The organism is Streptomyces sp. NPDC001530, assembly GCF_042894545.1.
GTDB lineage: Bacteria > Actinomycetota > Actinomycetes > Streptomycetales > Streptomycetaceae > Streptomyces.
In genome coordinates this window covers 1-20,679 of the sequence record NZ_JBIAVS010000055.1, presented here as the reverse complement: position 1 = coordinate 20,679, position 20,679 = coordinate 1, and the positions used below count along the sequence as shown (strand labels likewise).

General features: G+C 69.9%; 18 protein-coding genes and 6 pseudogenes. 13 read left to right on the top strand and 11 right to left on the bottom strand.

What is annotated here, in order from left to right; genetic code table 11:
- Positions 1 to 161 (bottom strand): annotated as a pseudogene (locus ACFY0T_RS49510) (aldehyde dehydrogenase); the annotation flags it as partial.
- 156 nt (positions 162 to 317) lie between these two features.
- On the opposite strand from ACFY0T_RS49510, the pseudogene ACFY0T_RS49505 reads away from it, so the two are divergent.
- The 4 genes and pseudogenes from ACFY0T_RS49505 to ACFY0T_RS49490 all read left to right on the top strand — a co-directional run.
- Positions 318 to 563, top strand: a pseudogene (locus ACFY0T_RS49505) (helix-turn-helix transcriptional regulator); the annotation flags it as partial.
- 253 nt (positions 564 to 816) lie between these two features.
- The gene (locus tag ACFY0T_RS49500) at positions 817 to 1,884 is read left to right on the top strand and encodes an alpha/beta fold hydrolase (protein ID WP_388885638.1); all 1,068 of its coding nucleotides are present in this window, start codon (positions 817 to 819) and stop codon (positions 1,882 to 1,884) included.
- Positions 1,885 to 1,943: 59 nt separating this feature from the next.
- Positions 1,944 to 2,141 carry a creatininase family protein gene (locus tag ACFY0T_RS49495; RefSeq protein WP_388885635.1) on the top strand — a complete coding sequence of 66 codons (198 nt, stop codon included), beginning with the start codon at positions 1,944 to 1,946 and terminating at the stop codon, positions 2,139 to 2,141.
- Positions 2,138 to 2,824 carry a creatininase family protein gene (locus tag ACFY0T_RS49490; RefSeq protein ID WP_388885633.1) on the top strand — a complete coding sequence of 229 codons (687 nt, stop codon included), beginning with the start codon at positions 2,138 to 2,140 and terminating at the stop codon, positions 2,822 to 2,824. The genes ACFY0T_RS49495 and ACFY0T_RS49490 overlap by 4 nt, the downstream gene beginning before the upstream one ends.
- On the opposite strand, the gene msrA is transcribed toward ACFY0T_RS49490, so the two are convergent.
- A complete protein-coding gene (gene msrA, locus ACFY0T_RS49485; protein WP_388885630.1) occupies positions 2,767 to 3,282 on the bottom strand; it encodes a peptide-methionine (S)-S-oxide reductase MsrA in 516 nt (171 codons plus the stop codon). The two genes, ACFY0T_RS49490 and msrA, sit on opposite strands and share 58 nt — an antisense overlap.
- Before the next feature lie 190 nt (positions 3,283 to 3,472).
- Between msrA and ACFY0T_RS49480 the strand changes: the two genes are divergently transcribed.
- The 4 genes and pseudogenes from ACFY0T_RS49480 to ACFY0T_RS49465 all read left to right on the top strand — a co-directional run.
- A complete protein-coding gene (locus ACFY0T_RS49480) occupies positions 3,473 to 4,333 on the top strand; it encodes an alpha/beta fold hydrolase (protein ID WP_388885627.1) in 861 nt (286 codons plus the stop codon).
- Positions 4,334 to 4,429: 96 nt separating this feature from the next.
- On the top strand, positions 4,430 to 5,305 hold the full coding sequence (locus ACFY0T_RS49475) for a helix-turn-helix domain-containing protein (RefSeq protein ID WP_388885624.1): 876 nt from the start codon (positions 4,430 to 4,432) through the stop codon (positions 5,303 to 5,305).
- A gap of 143 nt (positions 5,306 to 5,448) precedes the next feature.
- Positions 5,449 to 6,315, top strand: coding sequence for an alpha/beta fold hydrolase (locus ACFY0T_RS49470; protein WP_388885621.1), 867 nt, complete (start codon positions 5,449 to 5,451; stop codon positions 6,313 to 6,315).
- Positions 6,316 to 6,387: 72 nt separating this feature from the next.
- Positions 6,388 to 6,579: pseudogene (locus tag ACFY0T_RS49465) on the top strand (TetR family transcriptional regulator); the annotation flags it as partial.
- A gap of 205 nt (positions 6,580 to 6,784) precedes the next feature.
- Here ACFY0T_RS49465 and ACFY0T_RS49460 read toward each other — a convergent pair.
- From ACFY0T_RS49460 to ACFY0T_RS49440, 5 genes and pseudogenes are all read right to left on the bottom strand, one after another.
- A complete protein-coding gene (locus ACFY0T_RS49460) occupies positions 6,785 to 7,027 on the bottom strand; it encodes a hypothetical protein (protein WP_388885642.1) in 243 nt (80 codons plus the stop codon).
- Positions 7,017 to 7,280: pseudogene (locus ACFY0T_RS49455) on the bottom strand (LLM class flavin-dependent oxidoreductase); the annotation flags it as partial. The gene ACFY0T_RS49460 and the pseudogene ACFY0T_RS49455, both read right to left, overlap by 11 nt.
- Before the next feature lie 23 nt (positions 7,281 to 7,303).
- A complete protein-coding gene (locus ACFY0T_RS49450; protein ID WP_388885618.1) occupies positions 7,304 to 7,567 on the bottom strand; it encodes a hypothetical protein in 264 nt (87 codons plus the stop codon).
- A gap of 10 nt (positions 7,568 to 7,577) precedes the next feature.
- Entirely contained in the window at positions 7,578 to 8,228 is a 651-nt protein-coding gene (locus ACFY0T_RS49445; protein ID WP_388885616.1) for an HAD-IA family hydrolase, read from the bottom strand.
- A 304-nt stretch (positions 8,229 to 8,532) separates the two neighbouring features.
- Positions 8,533 to 9,368, bottom strand: a pseudogene (locus tag ACFY0T_RS49440) (prephenate dehydratase).
- A 556-nt stretch (positions 9,369 to 9,924) separates the two neighbouring features.
- Here ACFY0T_RS49440 and ACFY0T_RS49435 point away from each other — a divergent pair.
- Positions 9,925 to 12,693 carry an AAA family ATPase gene (locus tag ACFY0T_RS49435; RefSeq protein WP_388885613.1) on the top strand — a complete coding sequence of 923 codons (2,769 nt, stop codon included), beginning with the start codon at positions 9,925 to 9,927 and terminating at the stop codon, positions 12,691 to 12,693.
- A gap of 18 nt (positions 12,694 to 12,711) precedes the next feature.
- On the opposite strand, the gene ACFY0T_RS49430 is transcribed toward ACFY0T_RS49435, so the two are convergent.
- Entirely contained in the window at positions 12,712 to 13,500 is a 789-nt protein-coding gene (locus ACFY0T_RS49430; RefSeq protein WP_388885611.1) for an alpha/beta hydrolase, read from the bottom strand.
- Positions 13,501 to 13,827: 327 nt separating this feature from the next.
- Here ACFY0T_RS49430 and ACFY0T_RS49425 point away from each other — a divergent pair, with 327 nt between their 5' ends.
- The gene (locus tag ACFY0T_RS49425; protein WP_388885608.1) at positions 13,828 to 14,298 is read left to right on the top strand and encodes an SsgA family sporulation/cell division regulator; all 471 of its coding nucleotides are present in this window, start codon (positions 13,828 to 13,830) and stop codon (positions 14,296 to 14,298) included.
- On the opposite strand, the gene ACFY0T_RS49420 is transcribed toward ACFY0T_RS49425, so the two are convergent.
- Entirely contained in the window at positions 14,299 to 15,306 is a 1,008-nt protein-coding gene (locus ACFY0T_RS49420; RefSeq protein WP_388885606.1) for a class I SAM-dependent methyltransferase, read from the bottom strand.
- A gap of 409 nt (positions 15,307 to 15,715) precedes the next feature.
- Between ACFY0T_RS49420 and ACFY0T_RS49415 the strand changes: the two are divergent.
- The 3 genes and pseudogenes from ACFY0T_RS49415 to ACFY0T_RS49405 all read left to right on the top strand — a co-directional run.
- A pseudogene (locus ACFY0T_RS49415) lies at positions 15,716 to 15,844 on the top strand (lytic transglycosylase domain-containing protein); the annotation flags it as partial.
- 132 nt (positions 15,845 to 15,976) lie between these two features.
- The gene (locus tag ACFY0T_RS49410; protein ID WP_388885604.1) at positions 15,977 to 16,819 is read left to right on the top strand and encodes an RNA polymerase sigma factor; all 843 of its coding nucleotides are present in this window, start codon (positions 15,977 to 15,979) and stop codon (positions 16,817 to 16,819) included.
- A 320-nt stretch (positions 16,820 to 17,139) separates the two neighbouring features.
- Positions 17,140 to 17,994 (top strand): alpha/beta fold hydrolase, encoded by an 855-nt coding sequence (locus ACFY0T_RS49405; protein ID WP_388885640.1) that lies wholly within the window; start codon positions 17,140 to 17,142, stop codon positions 17,992 to 17,994.
- Positions 17,995 to 18,432: 438 nt separating this feature from the next.
- On the opposite strand, the gene ACFY0T_RS49400 is transcribed toward ACFY0T_RS49405, so the two are convergent.
- Complete coding sequence (locus ACFY0T_RS49400) at positions 18,433 to 19,275, bottom strand: class I SAM-dependent methyltransferase (RefSeq protein ID WP_388885602.1); 843 nt, start codon at positions 19,273 to 19,275, stop codon at positions 18,433 to 18,435.
- Positions 19,276 to 19,831: 556 nt separating this feature from the next.
- The coding region (locus tag ACFY0T_RS49395) for a tyrosine-type recombinase/integrase (protein ID WP_388885600.1) at positions 19,832 to 20,679 on the bottom strand (848 nt) is incomplete at its 5' end.

Sequence of the window (20,679 nt, the reverse complement as noted above, 5' to 3'; positions counted from 1 at the left end):
GACGCCCGTGCCGCGGCGACCGCGCGGTCGATGTCCGCCGGCTGCGCCTGCGCGGCCCGGCCGACCACGGACTGGTCGTGCGGCGAGGCGATGTCGAGCAGCTCCGGGTTGCTCGGCTCGATCCAGGAGCCTCCGATGAAGAGCCGGTCGTAGGTGATCATGTGCTTTCTCTCTTCCGGTGCTTTCGGCTCAGTCGTTCTTACCTGTCATCCAACTGCCACTTCAATGTAGCAATTCTCTTTGTTAGATGCACATAAGAGTGACCTCAAGGCTATGATTCTCTACATCCGAGATACTCTTAAGGAATGAGAGCCGACGCAACACTGACCTGGCAGGAACGCCGGATCGCCGACCTCGCCGCCGGCGGCCTGACCAACAAGGAGATCGGCGAACGCATGCACCTGTCACCACGCACCGCCAGCTCACACCTCTACCGCGTCTCCCCCAAGCTCGGCATCACCTCACGCGCCGCCCTGCGCGACGCACTGGCCAGGTTGGAGGGCGAACAGGGCATCTCAGTGCAGGACGTCGAGGAGCGCTCAGTCGACGGACTCCGCGCCTGACCGTCATATGACTGATGTGTCCGGTTTCGTTGCGGACGAGAGTATGTGCCGCCGGTCCCGCTCCTGGAGAGGGAGAGCCACGGATCTGCCGCCCATCCTCATCGGAGCCGCCATTCGTCACCGGTTTGACAGGTGACGATCGGTGTGCGAGGGTCATCGCGTCATGAACCGCGGTGATCTCGTACCGCCGATGTGAGCGGGAGGTTTCCCGGGCTCGGGCCGGTCACCGGAAACGCACGACGGAGGGCTTCACATGATCAACAGGCGTACCTTCAGCAAGGCCGTCGGCCTGGGCACCGGCGCGGCCGCGGTGTCCCTGTCCGGCCTGCAGACCAGCGCATCTGCCGCGACCGCCGCACACGAGCCGGGCGGCACCTCCATCCCCACCGTGCCCGCCATCACCCCGGGCACGCACACCGAGTTCGCCACGATCAAGCAGGTCAAGGCGGGTGTCCTGGACATCGGCTACGCCGAGGCCGGTCCCGCCCACGGCCCGGTCGTCCTCCTCCTGCACGGCTGGCCCTACGACATCCACAGCTTCGTCGACGTCGCCCCGCTCCTCGCCGACCAGGGGTACCGCGTCATCGTTCCCTACCTGCGCGGCCACGGCAGCACCCGTTTCCTGTCCCGCCGCACCCCCCGCACCGCCGAGCAGTCCGCCATCGCGCTGGACATCATCGCCCTGATGGACGCCCTCAAGATCCACAAGGCCGTCCTCGCCGGCTTCGACTGGGGCTCACGCACCGCCGACATCATCGCCGCCTTGTGGCCCGAGCGCGTCAAGGCCCTTGTCTCCACCAGCGGTTACCTCATCACCGACCGCAAGGCGCAGCTGGAGCCCGCTCTCCCGGCCGTGGAGCACAACTGGTGGTACCAGTGGTACTTCGCCACCGAGCGTGGCAAGAAGACCATGGAGAACGTCGACAAGCGCATCGCGCTGTGCCGCTACGTGTGGACACTCGTCTCCCCCAACTGGAACTTCGACGACGCCACCTACCAGCGCACCGCCCAGGCCTTCAAGAACCCCGACTACGCCGCCGTCGTCCTCTACAACTACCGCTGGCGCATCGGCCTCCTCGAGGGTGAACACCGCTACGACCGCTACGAGAAGCTGCTCGCGGCCCAGCCCCCCATCGGCGTTCCCACCGTCACCCTCGACGCGGCGCTCGACCCCTTCACCCCGGCCGGCGACGGCTCCTCCTACCGCGGCCACTTCACCGGCCCGTACCTGCACCGCACCGTCGCGGACATCGGCCACAACCTGCCACAGGAAGCGCCCACCGCCTTCGCCCAGGCCGTGGTCGACGCCGACCACCTCTAAGATCCGCCCCCCGACCCGGCGCCTCGCGCCGCGCCGGTCACGCCCAGGAGGAGTTCCAGATGCGCGAAGTCCAGTGGAACCGTCTGGCCGCCGCCGAGCCGCGTGCCCTCGCGGCGCGGGACGCCGTGGTGCTGCTGCCCATCGGGGCCACCGAGCAGCACGGCCCCCATCTGCCCACCGGCGTCGACGACTTCCTGGCCGCGGAGGTGTGCCGCCGGGCGGCGGTGCTGGCCGCCGAGCACACCGGTGGGTGGTGACGCCTTCCGTGCCGACGGGCCTGTCGGAGCACCACATGGCCTTCGGCGGCACCCTGACGCTCGGCCTGCCCACGTTGCACGCGCTGCTGCGTGACATCCGCTCCGTGTTCCGGGTGGGTTTCTCACGCATCCTGATCGTCAACGGGCACGGCGGGAACATGACCGCCCTCAACGCCCTCACGACGGAGCTGTCTGCGCCGATCGCGTTCGCCAGCTACTTCGGCGTCGGACGGGGGGTGGTGCGGGACACCCTGGAGACACAGGACGGCCTCATGCACGCGTGTGACGGGGAGACGTCCATGATGATGGCCGCCTTCCCCGAGCTGATCCGTACCGAGCACCTGGACGAGGCGCACGGGCCGCACATCACGCTGCCCGCGGAGTCCACCGAGCCGGTGTACATGGCCGTGCCCTCGACCGGATCACCGAGTCCGGGGTCGCGGGCGACGCCCGGGTGGCAAGCCCGGAGAAGGGCGAGCGGATGCTGTCCGGCTGTGCGGCGGCACTGGCGGACAGCATCCTGCGGGACCCGTGGGCAAAATAGCGCAACCCGGCCTACGTGGTCCTCAGCGGCACACGTGTGCGCGGCCGGTAAGGGCGTCGCCCTTCCCGGCCGCGCCGGTGTTCAGGACTCGCCGCGCCTGGGCAGGCGCCAGTTCGGCCGCGGGAAATGGCAGGTGTAGCCGTCCGGGTAGCGCTGCAGGTAGTCCTGGTGCTCCGGCTCGGCCTCCCAGAACGGGCCGGCCGGCACCACCTCGGTCACCACCGGCCCCGGCCACAGCCCGGACGCGTCGACGTCGGCGATGGCGTCCTGCGCGACGCGACGCTGCTCGTCGTCGAGGTAGAAGATGGCGGAGCGGTAGCTGAGGCCGATGTCGTTGCCCTGCCGGTTCCTCGTGGTCGGGTCGTGGATCTGGAAGAAGTACTCCAGGATCGTGCGGTAGTCGGTGATCGTGGGATCAAAGGTGATCTCGATCGACTCCGCGTGTTTCCCGTGGTCGCGATAGGTGGGCTCGGGCTTGTCGTCGTCGCCGCTGTAGCCCACCCGGGTGCGCACCACACCGGGCAGCGCCCGGATCAGCTCCTGCATGCCCCAGAAGCAGCCACCCGCCAGCAGCGCCTTCTCCTCGGCATCGCTCATGGCACCTCACCTTTCTGTCCGCGTCTGTCCGCGCAGGCTCCAGGCTCGCACGTCGGCCCGGAAAACCGTTCGTCACCACCTTGACAGGTGACGGATCGGATGGCAAATTCATCACCAGCCAGGGCGGTGACGGAGGCCGATAGGCCGCCCCGCCCCATATTCCGAGAAAAGAACCTGAGAGGGGTTTGTCGTGGTGAGCATCAAGGGTGGACGCAAGCAACTGGCAATGGGTGCGGTCTCCACGGTCACGGCGGGGCTCGCGCTCGGTGCGTTCGCCCTCAGCGGCACCGCCGACGGCGCGACCAGGACCGCCGAGGCCGCCGACGCCGGCCGACCCGCCAAGCCGACCATCGTCCTGGAGCACGGCGCCTTCGCCGACGGCTCCAGCTGGAACGGCGTCATCTCCCGGCTGCGCGCCGACGGCTACCCGGTCGTCGCCGCCGCCAACCCGCTGCGCGGCCCGGCCTCCGACGCCGCCGCCCTGCGCACGGTCCTCGACCACGTCAAGGGCCCGAAGATCCTCGTCGGCCACTCCTACGGCGGCAACGTCATCAGCCAGGCCGCCACCGACGACCGCGACGTCAAGGCCCTGGTCTACGTCGCCGCCTTCCTGCCCGCCCCCGGCGAGAGCGCCCTGGAGCTGACCAACAAGTACCCGGGCTCCACCCTCCCCGACGCCCTGGACCCGGTCACCTACCAGCAGGCCGACGGCTCCACCGCCACCGACCTGTACATCCAGCAGGACAAGTTCCGGCACCAGTTCGCCGCCGACGTGCCCGCCCAGCAGGCCGCCCTGATGGCCGCCGAGCAGCGTCCCATCGCCCAGGCCGCCCTGGAGGAGAAGGCCACCACCGCGGCCTGGAAGACCAAGCCCAGCTGGGACATCGTCACCACCCGCGATCTCAACATCCCCGCCGCCGTCCAGCGGTTCATGGCCAAGCGCGCGCACGCGCACACCACCGAGGTCGCCGCCTCCCACTCGGTCGCCGTCTCCCACCCCCACCTGGTGGCCGACGTGATCGAGCGGGCCGCCCACGCCACCGTCCGCTGACCTCCCTCGAAGGACGGCGGGACTCCAGGTTCCGCCGTCCTCGGGACATCACCTGGCACACCTCACACGTATGCCATCCGCAGGAGAATCGACGCCATGACCTCACACTCCGACCCCCGTGCGCTCGGTGCCTTTCTCAGGGTCCGTCGGGCGCAGCTGGATCCGCTCGAGTGCGGCCTGCCCGAGACGGACTCCGCGCGCAAGGTCACGGGACTGCGCCGCGAGGAGGTCGCCCGGCTCGCCGCGATCAGCGTGGACTACTACACCCGCCTCGAACAGGGCCGCGTCCGCGCCTCCGCCCCCGTCCTCACCACCCTGGCCCGCGCCCTACGCCTCGACGACGACCAGCAGAAGTACCTCTACGAACTCGCCGGCCGAACCGACGTGCACCCACGCCGCCGGCCCGTCCAACGCGTACGCCCCGCCATGCGACGCCTGCTCGCCCAGCTCACCCACACACCCGCCCTCGTCCTCGGCAAACGCCTGGACATCCTGGCCTGGAACCCCGCCGCCGCAGCCCTCTACACCGACTTCGCCGCCGTCCCGGCCGGCCGGCGCAACTACCTGCGCCTGATGTTCACCGACCCCGCGATCCGGGCGATGCACCGGGAGTGGGCCCATGACGCCCGGGACGCCGTCGCCGCTTTGCGCATGGAGGCTGCGGCCGACCCCGACGACCCGGACCTCGCCCGCCTCGTCGGCGAACTGACCATCCAGGACACCGACTTCCGCACCTGGTGGGCCGAACACCGCGTCAACAGCGCGACCTACGGCACCAAGCACTACCACCATCCCCTGGTCGGCGACCTCACCCTCGACTGCGACACCTGGGCCGGCTCCGACGGCTCTGGACAACGCCTGATGGTCCTGACCGCCGAACCCGGCAGCCCCTCCCACGACGCCCTGCGCATCCTCACCTCCTGGACCGCCGAGCGGGTGGAGCCCGGCCAGGCGAAGGACAGGACACCGTGACCGCCTGCGCGCCGGAGGAGCCCGGCGCGCTCGACCGTCGTGCGTCCGGCCGGGGTGCTCAGTGGCCCGACCGCGTACCGGGCATGTGAACCCGCACACCGTCCCCTCTCGTGCTCTTAGGGAAGGGGGAGAAGAGGTGGCACATGCTCGCGTACGACATCCAGGGCAGCGGCCCCGGCCTGGTGCTCCTGCCCGGTATCGGGGGCACCGCGGCCGACATCTGGGAGGCGCTGCTCGCCGACCTCGCGGCCGAGCACACCGTCGTGCTTCCCGACCTCCCCGGATCGGGTCGCAGTCCGCTGCCCGCCGGCCTGCTGGAGGCAAGTGCCGTGGCCGACCAGGTGGTGGCCACGGCGCACAGGGCCGGGCTGAACGACTTCGTGATCGCCGGAACCTCGCTCGGCGCGGCCGTCGCGGTCAAGGTCGCCGCCCGCCATCCCGACCGGGTCCGCGGCCTGTTCACCCTCTGCGGCTTCGCCCGGCCCCGCACCACGCTGTGGCTCGGTCTGGAGGTGTGGGCGTCGTTGCACGTCGGCGACGACGACGAGCTGGGCACCTTCCTGACCTCGCTGTTCTTCTCCGAGGACTATCTGGACGCACGCACACCGGAAGTAGCCCGACAGCTCACCGCCCGGTTGGTGGCGTCCGCGGCCGGCACCGCCCAGCAGATCGCCTTCGCCCTGGGCATCGACGTCCGCGGCGACCTCCCCGCCGTCACCGCCCCCACCCTGGTCGTCGCGGCCGCGGGAGACCGGTTCGTGGATCCGGAGCACTCGGTAGAACTCGCGAATGGCATAGCCGGCGCTCGTCTGGCCGCGGTCAAGGGCGGACACGCGGCGGCCTGCGAGGAGCCGGGGCGGACGCTGGAGATCCTCACCGGATTCCTGCGTGACGTCGTCCATCGGGCCCACCCCGGGGTCTCCCCCACCGACGCCGTCAGGTGGCCGGCGGGGCCCGGGCCACGGCGCCTGCCGACCGTTCCGGCTCCCCGCCATTCCCACGAACGTTGACCCTCCACAGGAATCCGCCAAGCTCATGCGCGTACATTTCGTCGTCCACGAAGCGTTCGAGGCTCCCGGGGCCGCGAGGTCGACGCCTTCCTCCGACGCGCCACCGACGAAGGCCTCCTGCGCCCTGGTCTCCCGGAGGGATGGGCAAGCGCGCTGCTGCCTCAGCTCATGCACCTCGTATCCCGGCAGCTGCCCGAACTGAGCCCCGGGCAGGCAGCGGACGTGGTCGTCGACACCCTGCTGAACGGCCTCGGAACGTCCTGACACACCGACGGCCCTCGGGAACACATGTGTCCAGGTGTTCCCGAGGGCCGTCGGGCTGATGAACCGATCGCCGTCAGGCGTGGCGGACTCCTTCGAGGAAGCGGCCTGCCAGGTCGACGCGTTCGGCGAGGGTGGCGGGGGTCTGCCCGAAGTCCACGAACAGTTCGTGCACGCCTGCCTCGGCGGCGGCCCGCGCGTAGCCGGTTTACTGGGCGAGGGTGCCCGCCCGGGGCATCCGGTCCGGGTCTGTCTTGGTGTCGGTGAGCCGGGGATTGACGCGCAGCGCCATGCGCAGGGTAGCCGGGTCGCGTTCCGCCTCCACCGCCGCCTTCTGGATGACGTCCCACATGCCCATCAGGTGCGGGAGCGGCATCGCCACGGGCAGCCAGCCGCCGAACCGCCGGCCGATGCGGCGCAGTCCGCCGGGGGTGAACGCCGCGAGCAGCATGGGGTCCGGGCCGCCGGCACGGCTTGAGGCCCACCACGGTCTCCGGGATGGTGAACAGCGGCCCCTCGTGCGCGAACACGTCGTTGGCCCAGTACTCCTCCAGGACGTCCAGGGTTTCGTCGAGCCGTGCGCCGCGGCCCTTCCAGGGCACGGAGACCGCGGTGTACTCGTCGGGCATCCAGCCCAGGCCGAGGCACACGATCAGCCGCCCCTGGCTGAGGAGGTCGAGGGTGGTCAGGGAGCGGGCCAGCATGATCGGCGGCAGCCACAGCCCGTTCAGCTGGTCGTGCCCAGGTGGACCCGTGTCGTGTGGGCCGCGGCGAACGTCAGGGCGACCAGGGGGTCCATGTGGTTCTCGTAGGCGCGCGGCATCTCGCCGTCGCCGCTCGGGTAGGGGGCGCCCGGCACGTGTGGGGCAAGGACGCGGTCTCCCGTCCGCAGGGAGTCGTATCCCATGTCCTCCGCGGTCCGGCAGACGCGCAGGATGCCCTCCGGCCGGGCGTCGGGACCGAAGGTCGGCAGGGCCAGGCCCCGTCGCACAGGTGTCTCCTTAGGTGGTGACCCGATCCGGGTCCTTGTCGTCCGTCAGCGGGATGCCGAGCAGGGTTTCCAGCGCGGCGACCGTCCGGGCAGGCTCCACGGCGTGGACGGTGGCGAATCCCAGCTCCGCCGCAGGCAGCAGGTGCTGCTCGGTGTCGTCCACGAACACGCAGTCCTCGGCCGTCAGGCCGAGTTCGCCGAGCACGAGCCGGAAGATCTCCGGTTCGGGCTTGCGCGTCCCGTGGACCTCCGACAGCACCAGGGCGTCGTAGCGCTCCTCGACCTCGTAGCCGTCGTACAGGTTCCAGGGGGTCAGGCCGACGGAGTTCGAGAGGATGCCGACCTCGACGCCCGCCCGGCGGGCTGCGGCGGCCGCGGCGATCACCGAGGTCTCGGGGCGCAGGTCGGCGAAGATACGGCCCATCAGGTTGCCCGGCGGGACACCGAGAAGCCTGGCGGCCGCTTCGTTCCACTGGGTCTGGGTGAGCGTGCCACGCTCCAGTTCCTCGGTGAGCCGGATTCCCTCGGGGTCGAGGTAGAGGGTGAGCAGAGTCCCCTCGGCCAGTCCCTCGCGCTTCTCGAAGGCGAGCGCGGCGGGCAGCAGAGGGGTTGTCAGCACACCACCGAAGTCGAGGACGAGGCCCTTGCGGTGCTGAGTCATGCTCACACCTTAGAAGGCCGCCGGGACCGGCTTTCCATCAGGTCGTCATGTTTCTCGCCGGTCAGGCACATGTGCGAGCGGCACATGTGTGTGCACTCCCGGGGTGGGCTCCTACGTTGTCCCAGTGAAGGGTTCTCCGCCGCCCCGGCGACGGTGGCGGAGAACCCAGTCCCTCGGACCCGCTCCGGATGCCTTCCTTGTCTCAGGAGCCGGAGCGGAAGCGGCGCCCGCCCGACGTGCACGCAGGGTCGGACGTGACATGTCGGCGCGGGGGCCGCGCGCCCTCTCCCGTCCCAGTGCGCGGTCAGTTCTTCAGCCGGTGCGGGTGCGCGGGGTACACCCCCAGAATGCGCACCTCGGTGGAGAAGAAGCGCAGCTCGTGCAGGGCGAGGGCGACGCGCTCGTCGTCGGGGTGTCCCTCGATCTCGACGTAGAAGCGGCTGGCGTTGAGGCCGGCGCCGATCTGGTAGCTCTCGATCTTGGTGAGGTTCACGCCGCTGCTGGCGAAGCCGCCGAGCGCCTTGTACAGCGCGCTGGGGATGTTGCGCACGGAGAAGAACAGGCTCGTCATCGTCGGCTCCCCGGTGTGCGGGGCCAGGGCGGCGTCCCGGGAGAGGACGACGAACCGTGTGGTGTTGTCCGGGTCGTCCTCGACCTCGGAGCGCAGCACGTCGAGGCCGTAGAGCTCGGCCGCGGCGGGCGGGGCGAGCGCCGCGTGCCGCGGGTCGCCCAGTTCGGCCACCTCACGCGCCGCTCCGGCCGTGTCGTCCTGACGAGGGTGCGCCAGCCGCCCTCCCGCAGCACCTTGCGGCACTGTCCCAGCGCGTGCACGTGACTGCGTACGCACTCCACCTGGTCCGGCGTCGCGCCGGGCACCCCCATCAGGTCGAAGCGGATGGCGAGGAAGTACTCGGCGATGATGAACAGCCCCGACTCCGGCAGCAGGTGGTGCACGTCGGCGACGCGTCCGGCCGCGGAGTTGTCGACCGGGATCACGGCGACGTCGGCGGCGCCGAGCGTCACGGCGTCCAGGGCCTGCTCGAAGCTCGTGCAGGCCAGCTCGTCGCCCTCGGGGTACAGGGCGCGCGCGGCGGTTGCCGAGTTGGATCCGGGTTCACCCTGATATGCGGCGGTCGTCACCGTGTTCAGCCTTCCTGGGGGAGGTCCTGTCGTGGGGCAGCAGAAGCTCCGTCGCGTACCGCACCTGCTGAAGTATCGGTGAAACGGCCTCGATCAGGCTCACCAGGGTGTGTCGACCGGTGCTCCCGCCCGACGCCAACGCGTGTTGGTACGCCGCGGCGACGGGCCGAGTGGTTCATGTGTTCCTCCTGATGGCTCGGGGTGTCGGCCCCGACACACGTCTCGCAGCAGAAGGTACACACCCCGGAGCGCGCGTCCGGCGAGCCCGGTATTCGGAAGGATGGCCGTACAACAAGAACTTTTTCAGCCATACCGGATGACGAAATCCCCCGGAGGCATCTAGTCTTCTGCGTGAGGTGTGAGGGGGACGCACCGAGCATGTGACGGGCTGGCCGGCGGCCGCGCTGTCACATACGCGGCCGCCCGACATGTGGCTGCCGGAAACGCACCACCCTCGAGGTCCGGGCGGCGAGGCACGACGACGTACCCTCGCCATTGCGCCCGGCGCGATCCGTGCGCACGGACGCGAGAGCGTTCGGGGTGAAGGGAGTGGGGGATGGTGGAGTCAATGGTCGGGACCATGGTCGGCCGCGAAAGCGAGCAGGAGGTACTGTCGGCGTTCGTGGCGGCCTCCGGAGGGCGGGCTCTCGTCCTGCGCGGTGACACTGGCGTCGGCAAGAGTGCCCTGCTGGACCACGTCGCCGAACTCGCGACGGCCGAGAGACACAGGGTGATCAGGGCGGCCGGTGTCGAGGCCGAGTCGGAGCTGCCGTTCGCCGGCCTGCATCAGTTCCTGTATCCGCTGCTCACCTACATCGACCGGCTGGACGACACCCACCGGGGGGTCTTCGACGTCGTCTTCGGCCGGGGCGAGGGCGCACCCCCCTCAGTCATGACGCTCGGGATCGCCGTCCTCGACCTGCTCTCCCTCGCGGCGTCGCAGCAACCCCTCCTGCTGGTGCTCGACGACGGCCAGTGGCTCGACACCTCCAGCACCGAGGTGTGCGGTTTCGTGGGGCGCCGGTTGACCGGCAGCTCGGTGAGGCTCGTCGTCGGCCTGCGCTCCGACGTGCCCTCGGGCTTCGACACGGCCGCGCTACCCGAACTGTCGGTGACCACGCTGTCGGAGAAGGCTTCCGAGCAGCTGCTGGACAGGCACCATCCCGGTCTCGACCCCCGGATCCGGCGTCTGGTCCTGGACGAGGCTCAGGGGAATCCGCTGGCCCTGCTGGAACTGCCGCCGTACGTGCGCAGCAATCGGACCGGACGCACTCCCGAGGAGCTGTTCGGGTACACCGGCATCCCGCTCCCCCTGCGTCTGCAGCACGTGTACGGCGCCCGTATCGAGGCTCTCGGCGCCGCCGTGCGCGCGGAGCTGCTGCGCGGCGCTCTGGACGGCGTCGGTGCCGGTACGTCGGCCGGCCGCGCGAGGAGCACGCGCTACCGCATGCTGGAGGCCGACGAGGCAGCGGCCTGCGGCCTGCTGGACATCGATCCGCTCAGCGGCGACTTCGTCTTCCGGCATCCTCTGGTGCGTTCGACCGTCGTCCAGAAGGCAACGCCCAACGAACGGCGCGCGGCACACGCCGTGCTCGCCCGGGTGCACCGTGACGATCTGGAACGGCGGGCCACGCATCTGGCGGCCTCGACGGTCGACCCCGACGAGCAGGTCGCGGCCGCGCTGGAGGCGGCCGCGGACCTGGCGACCCGGCGGGGCGGCGCGCTGGCCGCCGTGGCGTGGCTGACCCGGGCCGCGGAGCTGAGCGAGAGTCACGAGGACCGCTCCCGACGGCTGGGCGACGCGGCGTTCATCGCCGGGCACTCCGGCCAGCTGGACCAGGCCCGGCGACTGGTCCGCTCCGACACCACATCCGGCCGGAACGAGTCCCCGGCCTCGGTGGTGACGTCGGCGTACGCCGCACTGTACGAGGACGGCGACGTGCGGTCCTCGCAACGGCAGGTCGTCGCCGCGATCGAGAACATACGGGGCAGCGGGGTGCGGGAGCCGAACGAGGTGCTCACGCGACTGGTCAACCTGCTGCTGGCCATCAACCAGTACGCGGGTGACGACGCCTCATGGGAGCGGACCCATCGGCTCCTGGAGTCCCTGGGCGACCTGGTGCCCTCCCGCTCCCGCATCTACGAGGACGCCTGGGGCGACGTGGTGCTGCGTGGCACCGGTGCACAGGAGCGGGTGGAGCGCGCCTTCGCCGACCTGGGCGACCTCAAACCGTGGGACATCACCCGGCTGGCAGCCGCCGCCTACCACGTGGACACCCTCAGCCAGTACCGGCCGCATCTCCAGCGCACCGTGGACCGCGAGGTGGAGACCGGGGCCATGTCCATCGGCATGACCATGCTGCACCTGATCATGCTCGACCAGATCGCCGTCGGTGAGTGGGCCGAGGCCGAGCGCACCGGGACGCGTTGCCTGGAGCTGGCGTCCTCCCATCGGAACGCGCTCTTCGCCCACCACGCGCGAGCGTATCTGGGTCTGCTGGCCGCGCTGCGCGGCGAGGTCGAACGCGCCCGCGAACTGCAAGCCACGGTCGACGCCTGGGCCCGCCCCCGCGGCGTCGGCTTCCTCACCCAGATCACCGACGCCATCGGCACCACCGCCGCCCTCACCGAAGGCGACTACGAAGCCGCCTACCTCCACGCCATCGGCATCACACCCCCCGGCACCTTCCACCCCTACGCCCACCAAGCCCCCCGCACCCTCCTCGACCTCGTCGAAGCAGCCCTCCACACCGGCCGCACCGAACAAGCCCGCACCCACGCCCTCGCCGCCCACAAAGCAAACCTCCCCGACATCTCCCCCCGCCTCGCCCTCATCACCTACGGCGCCCTCGCCATGACCACCACCGACCCCACCGAAGCCGAAACCCTCTACCACCACGCCGAAACCCACCCCGCCGCCCCCCACTTCCCCCACGAACTCGCCCGCATCCGCCTCGCCCACGGCATCCGCCAACGCCACACCCAAGGACCCAAAGCGGCACGGCATTCGCTGACCCTGGCCACGGAGACCTTCGAGCGACTGGGCGCGCCCACCTGGACCGAACGCGCCCGGGCCGAGCTCCGCGCCGCGGGTGCGTCCACTCTCGTCTCCTCGGCGCACCTGGCGGCACTGACCTGGCAGGAACGCCGGATCGCCGACCTCGCCGCCGGCGGCCTGACCAACAAGGAGATCGGCGAACGCATGCACCTGTCACCACGCACCGTCAGCTCACACCTCTACCGCGTCTTCCCCAAGCTCGGCATCACCTCACGCGCCGCCCTGCGCGACGCACTGGGCAAGATCCCCGGCGACCAGAACGTGTGACTGCGGCACGCCGAGCCCCTATGCGAGGTACGCGCGGAGGCCACGTTCGTCCAGCCAGCCGAGCACGTAGTCGGCGACGAATCTCCATCCGCTGTCGATGACCAGGGAGTGGGCGCGGTCCGCGAACTGCTTCAGATCGGTCACGGCCGTGGAGTCGCCGTACTGCTTGTACACCGCGCGCGTGACGGCGTCGGGCACCAGCAGGTCCTCCTGCCCGGAGATCAGCAGGAGCGGGCCGCGGTCCGTGTTGCCGACATCCACCACGGCACGCGGGCTACGCACCCCGAGGTCGGCGAGCAGACGGCGGGGCGCCGGTACGACGTAGCGCTCGAAGAGCCGGTGGGCCTCCTCCGCCGCGACGGTGTTCGCGAAGGCGTGGTGGAACTGCTCCGGAGACAGGGACACCAGCTGTTCGGCGGTGTCGGCCTGGCCAGGGGTCCACAAGCTGGCCGGGGAGGCGGGCAGTGGGATGTCGTTGATCGGGGCGGGTGCGATGGCCACCGCGGCTCGGCCGATGTTGGCGCCGATGAGATGCTGCGCGATGAGGCCGCCGACCGAGTGGCCGACGATCACCGGCGCGGTTTCAAACGAACGTACGATCTCTGCGTAGTGGTCCGTCAGCACGTCCAGGCCGATGCCCGCGAGCGTCTCGGAGGACTTGCGCATCTCCCAGGCCGCGGCCGCCTCCCCCGGCCAGCCTGGCGTGAACGCGAGGAACCCCCGGCTGGCGAAGCGCTCCGCCCATGACTCCCAGGACAGCGCGTGCAGCCAGGTGCCATGGATGAAGACGACGGGAGTGTGGTTCACGGCTGGCCCCTCCGAGCATGACGATCACCCCGCACTGGCACGCGGGCGACCGTTTCAGGATCGTTCAGGCACAGGTCAGGGGCGACAGTCGAATGACTTAATGTTGAACGCCCGCGGCGCCCGCGGGGCCGCGGGGGCCGAGCGCCCCGGGAAGGCCGCCGGACAGGGCCGCCCCGATGCGGACAGAGGTCCGCCTGGCGGGCGTCCGTCACCGCCATCACCGTCGAAGTCGGCGACGTTGGACGGTCAAGTTACTTATGTACGACGCTCCCTCGGGGACGAGAGTGGGTCGGGCCAGCTTTCGCCAGAGAGAAGGATCCACTCGTCATGAGCGGCAACCGACCCGGTGTACAGGCCCGTCGAACGGCGCCGAAGGGCCGTCCTGAGCTGATCTTGGACATCGAGCGCGTGCTGGACGTCTCCGCCCGGCAGGCCATCAGGGCGGAGTTCCGGTTCGACCCCAAGGCCCCCTTGGACGTGTGCGTGGAGCTCCTCATCGAGGGCGGCCCGCGTGTCCTGTGGCGGATCGGCCGCGACCTCCTCCAGCAGGGGCTGTACTCGGCGAGCGGCCTCGGTGACGTCCAGATGTGGCCGTCCCCCTCCGAGGCCCGGGCCACCGCGTGGCTTCAGCTGACCTCCAGGGACATGGCGGCCCTGTTCGAGCTGCCCGTGCCCCCGCTGGCGGAGTGGCTGGAGTACACCTATGAGCTCGTTCCCGCCGGTTGCGAACTCGCCGCGATCGACTGGGACGCCGCCACCGCGGACCTGTTCCAGGGGCCCAGGGCGCACTCGGACTGATCACGAGGACCCCGCCGAGCGGTCCCCGAGCGGGCGCCGGGCCGCGATCAGAACGGGGCCGCCCGGAACCGTGGGAAAGGTCCTCCTCTCCCCCAACCCGAGCGCTTCGAACTCCTCACTCATGCGCGCCGTGTCGAAGGCGTTGCCGCCGCCGCGCACCGCGGTCCACCGCCCGACGGAGCGGCGCAGCGCGTCATCGGCGACGGGGTTGGTCCCCGCCACCAGCCACGCCCCCGGCGCCAGGGCCTCGACGAGCCGGGGCAGAGCGGCCCGCAGCAGCTCTTCCGACAAGAACGGCGCCGGCAACCAGATCAGCTGGTAGATCCCCGTTTCCGACACATCCGCCGCATCCTGGTGGCGCAGGGACACCCGGGCGGCCACCGCCGGATCCGCGACGCTCAGCTCCGCCCGCGCCAGACCCAGCGCCCGCTCCAGTACGTCGATGCCCTCCACCCGCGCCTCGGGGAAGCCCTGGGCCAGCGACAAGGCCAGCGCGCCGACGCCGGTGCCCACGTCGAGGATGCGGCTGCCCTCGACTGCCAGCCGCTCGGCGCACCCGGCAAGCCGCGGAACAACCTTCGCGGCGAGCGCGTGGCCGGTCGCGGCGGAGGCCCGTCCCTGGCTGAGCAGCACCTCATCGGTCTGCGCTCCCCAACCACCGTGCGGTGTACCGGCCACGTCGGAGGCGGCGGCCGAGACGGCCTGCCGCAGCGAGCTGAGCTTCGCCTCCGCCGCGCTGCGCGCCGTCGCCGCGTCCGCCTGGACCAGCGAAGGGTGGACGACGAATCCGTCGGGGCCGCGACGGACCAGGCCCACGCTCTCCAGGACCGCGGTGCGCTGCGGATCGCACGCGAGCACCTCCGCTAGGGGCGCCGACAGCGCCTGCCGCTGGGTGCTCACGATCGCGGCCATGGCCCATGCGGCGGCCTCGAGAACGGCCACGGGGTTCTCGCCGAGGGGCAGAGCGAGGCTCGTGGAAGGGGCGGCGGGTTCGGGCGATGCGGACATGGAGCCTCCGGAGGAGCGCCGCTACGACATACGTGTCGCGCTGGTACGCACACATGCTGCCATAGAAAGGTGTGAGTTGCGCATCCCCGAGACCCACATCGACAGCGGCTGCCACATGCCGGGCGACATGTTCACACCGCACGTCGGGCATCGGGCCACGAGACGGCGGTCACGGCGGTGGCCGCGGTGACGGCGGCCAGACGTTCGTAGTCGAGCGTTTTCGGCAGGTCCGTCGCCCGGTGGTAGGCGGATTGCGGAAGTTCGCGGTGTCCGTGAGCATCAGCGCGGGGATCCCGCGGTTCCAGAACGGCGCGTGGTCGCTGCGCCCCAGGTGGCCCGCGGGCGGTGCCGCCAGTCCAGTCCGATGAGCAGGCCCAGCAGGCCGTCGGGGCGCGGATCCCGCAGCAGCTCCTCCGTCGGCGCCGACTGGCGGACCAACCCTGCCACCCAGATCAAGTGGGGCCTCAACTATATGAACAGCGTCTACGACAGCCCCTGTGGCGCCTGGGCGTTCTGGCAGGCCAACCACTGGTACTGAGACCCCGACCTTTCCCGGCACACGTACCTCGACGCCACACACAGCGCCCTCTGCGGCGTCACGGCCGGCATGTGCCTCGAAGCGGTTAGGGTCGGAAGAAGAAGACAGGTGTCGTGGCCGGGAGGACGAGGTATGAGCGGGATACGGGAAGACGCCGGGCCGGCGGAGGACGCGGCACTGACACGGGCCGCGCAGGCGGGTGACGTATCGGCCCTGGCCCTGCTGCTGGAGCGGCACCGGCCCGGAATGCGTGCAGTGGCGGTCAGCCTGCTGGGACCGGGCCCGGACGTGGACGACGTCATGCAGGAAGCGGCGCTGGTGGCGCTGCGCCGGATCGTGGACGTGCGCGATCCGACAGCCGTGGGGCCATGGCTGCGCATGGTCGTACGCAACAGCTGCCGCACGCTGCTGCGCGCCTCCCGACGTGTCGAGCCGATGGAGTCGGTGCCGCACCCGTCGGACGGCGCCACGCCCGAGCAGGTCCTGCAGAGCCACGCGCTGCGGGACTGGATCTGGGGGGCCGTCGAGGCGTTGTCCCCGACCCTGCGACTGCCGCTCGTCCTGCGCTACTTCTCCACCGGGATCACCTCGTACCAGCAGATAGCCGAAGCCTGCTCGGTTCCCGTCACCACCGTGCGCAGCCGGCTGAGCCAGGCACGCGGCGCCCTCGCCCAGGCCCTCTCCGCCACCGCGGCCACGGCGCACGAGGACGCGACACGCCGTACCGAAGCCAGCTGGCAGGAGGCGTACGAGACACTCGCGGCCGCCGAGCGCGGCGCGTTCGGCAAGGTGGTCAAGGACCGCTACTCCCCCGGGGTCTCACTGCTGACCGGGGGCCGGCGGCTCGGCGGCGTCGACCTTCTGCTGGCGGGAAATGGACTGGGACCTTTCGGCGGGTGTGCGCCAGCGGCCCCTGCACGTGGTGGCCGGCCGGTCCCTGGTCGTCTGGGAGATGGAACTGATCAACCCGTCTGACGACCCGGACCACTGCCCGCCTGGTGTCGCCTGGATCATGTCGCTGGACGGCAGCCGCTTCGACCGGGTCTCCCTCCATCACGCCTCACGCCCCGAGGCAACCCCCGCTCCTGCCGCGGTCTGAGTCCACGGCCCGCCGTATCGCCCGGGCTACGTGACGCAGATCACATTCCGGCGATAGGACTTCTCGGCTCCCGGCGCATCTTGTCGGTGTCCCAGACACATGCAGACCGTGGAGATCCCGATGAACACACCCATCGCACACACCGACGGCGCCGGCCCCCCTCTCGCCCGGAACCCACTCGTACCAGACGGGCGGAATCGTCCAGCGTTATCACGTCCACGGCAGCGGCCCGGTGTGCGTGGCGCACTCCGGCGGTCCCGGCATCTTCTGGGACTACCTGCGCATGCCCGCCCTCGAAGAGCACCTGACGATGGTCTACGTCGAGCCCGTCGGCACCGCCGAGGACAGCCGTCTTCCCTCCCACCCGCACGGTTACACCCGGGAGAGGTACAGCCGTTTCCTGCAGGTGCTGATCAGTCGGCTCGGTGTGCCCAAGGTGCACCTGCTGGGGCATTCGCACGGCGCGTTCGTGGCCGCCCACCACGCCGTGCACCGCCCCGAGCAGCTGGCGGGCGTCGTGCTGTACGAGGGCGCGCCCGTGACCGGTCCCGAGCACGGCGCGGAGGCGGGCCGCAGGGTGGAGGCGTTCGCCGCGAAGCACGCCGGCCACCCCGGGCTGCCCGATGTGCTGGCCGCGTTCGGCGCGATGTCCAGCATCTCCAGCGACGAGCAGACCGTGGCGGTCGCCCGCGGTGTTCTGCCGTCGTACTTCGCCGACTACTGGGGCAACGAGGAGCGGCTGGCCCCCTTCCGGGACGCGGTCCGCGCCACGTACATCTCAGGCCTGGACGAGTACCTCGTACCTGAGGTCATCGACGATCGCGCCGCTCTCAAGGGACTGGAGCCGCGGGCTCTGGTCGTCGTGGGCCGGCACGACGTGATCTGCGGGCCTCGCTGGGCGCTCGAACTCGACGAGCTGATCCCCGACTCGCAGCTGCTGGTGCTGGAGAACAGCGGGCACATGGGACACATCGAGGAGCCCGAGCTGTTCGCGGGTGCGGTCCGTGACTTCGTCCTTCGGACCACGGCCGCGCGGGACGGCGCAGTGTAGGCAGCCAGAGGCACCTGACGACGTGCGTCGGCCCTCTTCGGGCCGACGCATGTGAACCTGGTTCGGGGCCCGTCGTCGTAGTAATGGAGAGCTGTCCGCACGCCCTGCATGGACGATCCCGTGATGTGCCGTGCCGGGGAACAGCTCGGAAAGGCACCGCGCGGCAATCGTGCGGTTGAGCTACGACGTTGGATCACGAGAGGCCGGTGGCAGAGCGGGGACAGACATCTGGTGGAACTTCGTGCCGGCGTGCGATGACTGCAATCGACGGAAGAAGGGGAGCACAGCGACTGGCACGGACCGGGCCGCCCGCAACTGGTACCGCAAGCACTGCATCAGGGGCCACAGGCACCGCTGCTATCCGGTGGACTGGACGGCGGAGGAGCAGGCCCGACCCGTGTTCGACCAGGAAAGCTCGTTGGATACGACAACGGCTCCTTAACGCCTGACGTCGTAAATGAGGTTGGTGAGGGTCTCGACGGCGGGCCTCCAGCTGTGCAGACCCACCTCAGCGGCAATCGCTTCGAGAGCGTCCTGACCCGGATGATTACCGAGCGCGTGAGGGCCGTCCTGCGCCATGGCTGCCGGCAGACAGAGAACAGCTGAGGTGGAGGCGAAGGACCGGCCGATCGGGTGGATGTTCTCCCCGGGCTCAGCCGACACGTTTGGCTCGACAACAAGACAGCTTCCGTCGTCTGCGAGGACCTCTTCCGCACCCCGGAGTGCTGCACCGGGATCACCGAGATCATGGAGGCAATCGAAGAACGTGATGAGATCGTAGTCGCCACCGGGCAAGTCCTGCGCAGCGGTGACCTCGAACGTCACACGATCACCGAGGCCCTCCTCCTCAGCCAGCTTTTGGGCTGCTTCGATGGAGGGCTCGTGGAAGTCGAAGCCATGAAAGCGAGACTGCGGAAATGCCTTGGCCATGATCACTGTCGAGTGGCCGAAGCCGCACCCCACATCGGCGACCGAGGCGCCTCGCCGAAGCTTGGTCTCCACACCCTCCATGGCGGGCTTACCGGAGTGGTGGCGGCGTGAGTAGGCGCCGGCGACCTGCGCCGCCAGCCACGCTGGCGGCCGCGCAGCTGGCCAGCTGCTGAAGACGGCCGACGGCAGGCAGTTGTAGCGGGTGGTCTCCGGGTAGTTCCCCGACCGTAGAGAACGGTCCCAGTCCCGCAGGAACCCCGACCAGGTCTTCGACAGACCTGCAGTGATCTTGCTCAGGTCCAAGAGCGGCATCTTCGCCGGACTCCGAGTAAAGGTGCCGATGAGCGGCATGCTCAACCTCGAAGCCGGACACGATCCACACGACAAAGGGCCCCCACAGGCTCTCGCCTGCGAAGACCCTTCGCACCGTCGGGACGACAGGATTTGAACCTGCGACCCCTTGACCCCCAGTTATGTGGGGTCTGAGCGGCGTGCGACGGGTCGTTCTTCGAGGTCACTGTCGAGCGTACTCGGCCGAGTAAAGGAGTCTGTGCGTCCTGGCTTCCGCCGGGCAGCTTCGTCGTCTCCTCACAGCACCTCCGCTGAACAAAGCGAGCCCGTCCGCTACGGGTTCCGGCTCTTGCGTCGACGCGCCTCCGCCGAGAGCCGGGCAAGTCGGAGCATGTACGCGGTCCTTGCGCTCTGCGCCATCTGCTCGCGGACCTCCTGTGGCAGCTTTCCTTCGGGATCCACCTGACGTTCAAATCGGTCGAGGAACGCCTTGGTGCCCGGTGCCGTGCGCGCGGCTCGGTCGGTGGTGCTCGCCCACAAGGCGTGCGCGGCAGCCCTTGCCCGATAGCTGCGCTTTTGCGCCGCCCGTGTCGAGGGGGACGTTCCGCGTGATGGGTCAGGCATTTTCACCTATACCCATCCTGACGTGTGTTTCCTGAGCACGCTCGGCGGCCGCGCTGGCCCCGTAGTGGCGCGGCATGTCATCGGATGTCCAACCGAGTAACAGCATGAGATCGCCGCTGTCGCCGCCGGCTCGTTTCCACTCGTGGGCGAAGGTGTGGCGCCAGCGGTGGGCGTGGACGTGGGCAACACCAGCGGCGCGGCCGCGTCGCTTGAGCATGAGCTTGATGCCGTTCGGAGCGAGCCTTCGGACGCCCCGGTCCGCCAGCCATAGATCTGGAAGCTCGGCACCTTTGTGCTTGTCCCGCGCCCGCAGGTATCGGCCCAGCGCTCGACCGGTCCGCGGGCCGAATCGCATCCGCCGGTCCTTGCTGCCCTTGCCGTGGTAGCGCACCGAGTCTGTGTTCATGTCGAGGTCATCGAGCGTCAGATTGCCGACTTCGGCCAGGCGAGCACCGGTGTTGTAGTACAGCCGGATGATCGCCTCATCGCGCAGTTGGACGAACTTCCTCCCCTTGCAGGTCCCCAAGACTCGCGCGGTGTCCTCGTCCTCGATGACTGGCACCAGCTTCTTGACCGTCTTGGGCTGCTTGACCCGGTCCATCGGCGATCGGTCGATCTCTTCTTCATCGTCGCGCAGCCACTTGAAGAACTGCTGCAGGGCTTTGTGTTTGTTCAGCGCCGTGGAGGAGGAACGGGTCTGCACCATCCACGCCTGGAAGGCCTCGACATGGGATCGGGTCACCTCAGCTTGATGTTTAACCTCGCACGTCATCCGACCTGCTGAAGCCTCCCGTTTCCGGGCATGCGTGACGCGGCCGTCCTCCACGCTTCGAGATGTCG

Bases quoted from the DNA above. Each gene is read 5' to 3' on its own strand.
- ACFY0T_RS49410 (WP_388885604.1), top strand. From the start codon at position 15,977: ATGAGCGGGATACGGGAAGACGCCGGGCCGGCGGAGGACGCGGCACTG.
- ACFY0T_RS49435 (WP_388885613.1), top strand. From the start codon at position 9,925: ATGGTGGAGTCAATGGTCGGGACCATGGTCGGCCGCGAAAGCGAGCAG.
- ACFY0T_RS49460 (WP_388885642.1), bottom strand. From the start codon at position 7,027: ATGCTGCTCGCGGCGTTCACCCCCGGCGGACTGCGCCGCATCGGCCGG.
- ACFY0T_RS49400 (WP_388885602.1), bottom strand. From the start codon at position 19,275: ATGCCGCTCATCGGCACCTTTACTCGGAGTCCGGCGAAGATGCCGCTC.
- ACFY0T_RS49475 (WP_388885624.1), top strand. From the start codon at position 4,430: ATGACCTCACACTCCGACCCCCGTGCGCTCGGTGCCTTTCTCAGGGTC.
- ACFY0T_RS49495 (WP_388885635.1), top strand. From the start codon at position 1,944: ATGCGCGAAGTCCAGTGGAACCGTCTGGCCGCCGCCGAGCCGCGTGCC.
- msrA (WP_388885630.1), bottom strand. From the start codon at position 3,282: ATGAGCGATGCCGAGGAGAAGGCGCTGCTGGCGGGTGGCTGCTTCTGG.
- ACFY0T_RS49445 (WP_388885616.1), bottom strand. From the start codon at position 8,228: ATGACTCAGCACCGCAAGGGCCTCGTCCTCGACTTCGGTGGTGTGCTG.
- ACFY0T_RS49470 (WP_388885621.1), top strand. From the start codon at position 5,449: ATGCTCGCGTACGACATCCAGGGCAGCGGCCCCGGCCTGGTGCTCCTG.
- ACFY0T_RS49420 (WP_388885606.1), bottom strand. From the start codon at position 15,306: ATGTCCGCATCGCCCGAACCCGCCGCCCCTTCCACGAGCCTCGCTCTG.
- ACFY0T_RS49425 (WP_388885608.1), top strand. From the start codon at position 13,828: ATGAGCGGCAACCGACCCGGTGTACAGGCCCGTCGAACGGCGCCGAAG.
- ACFY0T_RS49500 (WP_388885638.1), top strand. From the start codon at position 817: ATGATCAACAGGCGTACCTTCAGCAAGGCCGTCGGCCTGGGCACCGGC.